Raw genomic sequence first — 3250 nt, forward strand, 5'->3', positions numbered from 1 at the left:
GTCGACGGAGGCCTGACCCGAGAGCATCGGATCCGGCCCGTCCGCGGGCCGGTCGGCACGAAGGGGCGCGCACCGCACGGTGCGCGCCCCTTCGTCGTCCGCGGGTCAGGCGGCCTTGATGAACGCCTCCACGGCGTCGGCGACGAGCTGCACCGCGATGGCCGCGAGCAGCAGGCCCGCGATGCGCGTGACGAGGATCGTGCCGGACTCCCCGAGGATGCGGTGGATGACGTTGGCGAACCGCATCGCGAGCCAGAGGCACACGTGCACGGCGAGCACGCCGAGGGCGATCGCGACCCAGTCGGCGGTCGTCCCGTCGGCCTGGGTGACGAACACCATGGTCGCGACGATCGCGCCGGGGCCGGCCAGCAGGGGTGTGCCGAGCGGCACGAGGGCGACGTTGACGTTGACGTTGCCCGACGGCTTGACCTCCTCCATCTTCCCCGTGAGCAGCTCCATCGCGACGAGCAGCAGCAGCAGGCCGCCGGACGCCTGCAGCGCGGGCAGCGACACGTGCATGTAGCTGAGCAGCGACTGCCCGAACAGCGCGAACGACACGATGACGCCGAACGCGACGGCCACGGCCTGCCGGGCGGCACGGTTGCGCTGCGCACGGGACATCGCGCTGGTCAGGCCGAGGAAGATCGGCACCGTCCCCGGCGGGTCCATGATGACGAACAGCGTGATGAACACCGACGCGAACAGGTGCACGTCGAGGACGTCCGGCACGCGGCCTCCTTACCCTCCGAGCACGGGCACGGTGCCCTGCTCCTCGATCGCCGCCAGCACGTGCGGCTCGGTGAGATTCTCCCCCAGCCGGTTGGCCTTCCCGTCCCCGTGGTAGTCGCTCGACCCCGTGACGAGCAGCCCGAGGCGGTCGGCGATGGCCAGGAGGCGGTCCTGCTGGGCGGGCGAGTGGTCGCGGTGGTGGACCTCGACGCCCGCGAGCCCGGCGGCGGCGAGCTCGTCGAACACCGCGTCGGGCACGACCCGTCCGCGCGCGTCGGCGCCGGGGTGCGCGAAGACCGGCACGCCGCCCGCGGCCCGGATGGCCCGCACGGCCGAGGCCGCCGCGGGCGCGTAGTGCGGCACGTGGTAGGGCCCGTCGGCCCGCAGCAGGCGGGCGAACGCGGCGTCCCGGTCGGGCACGACGCCCCGCGCGACGAGCGCGTCCGCGATGTGCGGGCGCCCGACGACGACGGCGTCCGCGCTGTGGTCGAGGACGTCCTGCCAGGTGATCGGGACGTCCGCGGCGAGCAGCTCGACGATCGCCTCGGCCCGGTGCAGGCGCGCGTGCCGGGTCCGCTCGAGCTCGGCGGTGAGCGCGGGGTGCTCGGGGTCCTGCAGGTAGGACAGCAGGTGGATGCTGATGCCGGACGACCGCGCCGACACCTCGGTGCCGCGCACCAGCCGCACCCCGTGCTCGACGGCTGCGTCGGCGGCCTCGGCCCACCCGACCGTCGTGTCGTGGTCGGTGAGCGCGACGACGTCGAGCCCGGCGGCCGCGGCGGCGGCGACGACGGCCGCGGGCGGCTCGGTGCCGTCGGACGCCGTGGAGTGGGTGTGCAGGTCGATCCGCATCGGGCCAACCTAGCCGCGGTGGGACAATGGCCCGATGACCACGGAGCCGACGCCCGAGACCGCCGCCGCCCACGCCGCGCAGGACGAGCAGCCGCTCGCCGACCGCGGCAGCAACCGCTCGCAGCGCCCCGGGTCGGCCGCGTTCCTCGAGTTCGTCACGTCGGGCTGGGGCGAGCGGCCGGCGTCGACGGCGACGCGCAGCCCGGCCGCCGACCACACGGCGGTCCGTCGTGCGGCGCTGTCCGCGCAGTTCCCGGGCGAGCGGCTGGTCGTCCCGGCGGGCACGTTCAAGGTCCGCTCCAACGACACCGACTACCGGTTCCGCCCGCACTCCGCGTTCGCGCACCTCACGGGCCTCGGCTCGGAGCAGGAGCCCGACGCGGTGCTCGTCCTGCACCCGGTCGCGGACGGCGAGGGCGACGGCGGCAGCGGCCACCGCGCGGTGCTCTACCTGCGCCCCCTCGCGGGCCGGGACACCGCCGAGTTCTTCTCCGACGCGCGCTACGGCGAGTTCTGGGTCGGGGCCCGGCCGACGCTCGACGACGTCGAGACCGAGACGGGTGTCCGCACGGCGCACCTCGACGACCTGCGGGACGCGCTCGCCAAGGACGTCGGCCCGGACGGCGTGCGCCTGCTCGTCGTGCCGGACGTCGACGAGGCCGTCGAGGCGGTCGTCGAGGAGATCCGTGCGACGGAGGAGGCGGGCGCGCGCGACGAGAAGCTCGCCGAGGCGCTGTCGGAGCTGCGGCTCGTCAAGGACGCGCACGAGGTCGAGCAGATGCGGCTCGCGGTCGACACCACGATCGCGGGCTTCGAGAAGATCGTCCGCGCACTGCCGCAGGCGCAGGAGCACGCGCGCGGCGAGCGGGTCATCGAGGGCACCTTCGTCGGGCACGCGCGCCAGGAGGGCAACGCGGTCGGCTACGAGACGATCGCGGCCGCCGGCGAGCACGCGACGACGCTGCACTGGATCGACAACGACGGCGCGGTCCGCGCGGGCGACCTGGTGCTTGTCGACGCCGGCGTGGAGGTCGACTCGCTCTACACCGCGGACGTGACCCGCACGCTGCCGGTCGACGGGACGTTCACCGAGGTGCAGCGCCGCGTCTACCAGGCGGTGCTCGACGCCGCCGACGCCGCGTTCGAGGTCGCGAAGCCGGGGGCGCGGTTCCGCGACGTGCACGACGCGGCGATGCGGGTGATCGCGGCGCGGCTCGACGAGTGGGGCCTGCTGCCGGTGAGCGCGCAGGACTCGCTGCTGCCGGAGAACCAGCACCACCGCCGCTGGATGGTGCACGGCACGAGCCACCACCTGGGCCTCGACGTGCACGACTGCGCGCAGGCGCGGGCGGAGCTCTACCTCGACGCCGAGCTGCGTCCCGGCATGGTGTTCACGATCGAGCCGGGGCTCTACTTCAAGTCCGACGACCTGCTCGTCCCGCAGGAGTACCGCGGGATCGGCGTGCGCATCGAGGACGACGTGCTCGTGACGGCCGACGGCAACGAGAACCTGTCGGCGGCGCTCCCCCGCGACCCCGACGCGGTCGAGGCGTGGATGGCGGGCCTGCTCGGGCGCTGACGCCCGGGCCCCGCGGGCTCAGCGGCCGTCGCCCCCGGGCGGCGGCGGGGCGACCGGCGGTGCCGGCGGCTGCGGGGCCACCGGCGGCAC

General features: G+C 75.0%; 3 protein-coding genes. 1 reads left to right on the plus strand and 2 read right to left on the minus strand.

Going from position 1 to position 3250, the window contains the following annotated elements:
* Nucleotides 1-105 precede the first annotated feature (105 nt).
* Nucleotides 106-729 carry a MarC family protein gene (locus CBZ_RS09295; RefSeq protein ID WP_130781286.1) on the minus strand — a complete coding sequence of 208 codons (624 nt, stop codon included), beginning with the start codon at nucleotides 727-729 and terminating at the stop codon, nucleotides 106-108.
* 9 nt (nucleotides 730-738) lie between these two features.
* Nucleotides 739-1581 carry a PHP domain-containing protein gene (locus CBZ_RS09300; protein ID WP_130781287.1) on the minus strand — a complete coding sequence of 281 codons (843 nt, stop codon included), beginning with the start codon at nucleotides 1579-1581 and terminating at the stop codon, nucleotides 739-741.
* Nucleotides 1582-1615: 34 nt separating this feature from the next.
* On the opposite strand from CBZ_RS09300, the gene CBZ_RS09305 reads away from it, so the two are divergent.
* The gene (locus tag CBZ_RS09305) at nucleotides 1616-3160 is read left to right on the plus strand and encodes an aminopeptidase P family protein (protein WP_130781288.1); all 1545 of its coding nucleotides are present in this window, start codon (nucleotides 1616-1618) and stop codon (nucleotides 3158-3160) included.
* Nucleotides 3161-3250: the final 90 nt, after the last annotated feature.

Origin of the sequence: Cellulomonas biazotea (genome assembly GCF_004306155.1) — a bacterium.
Lineage (GTDB): Bacteria > Actinomycetota > Actinomycetes > Actinomycetales > Cellulomonadaceae > Cellulomonas > Cellulomonas biazotea.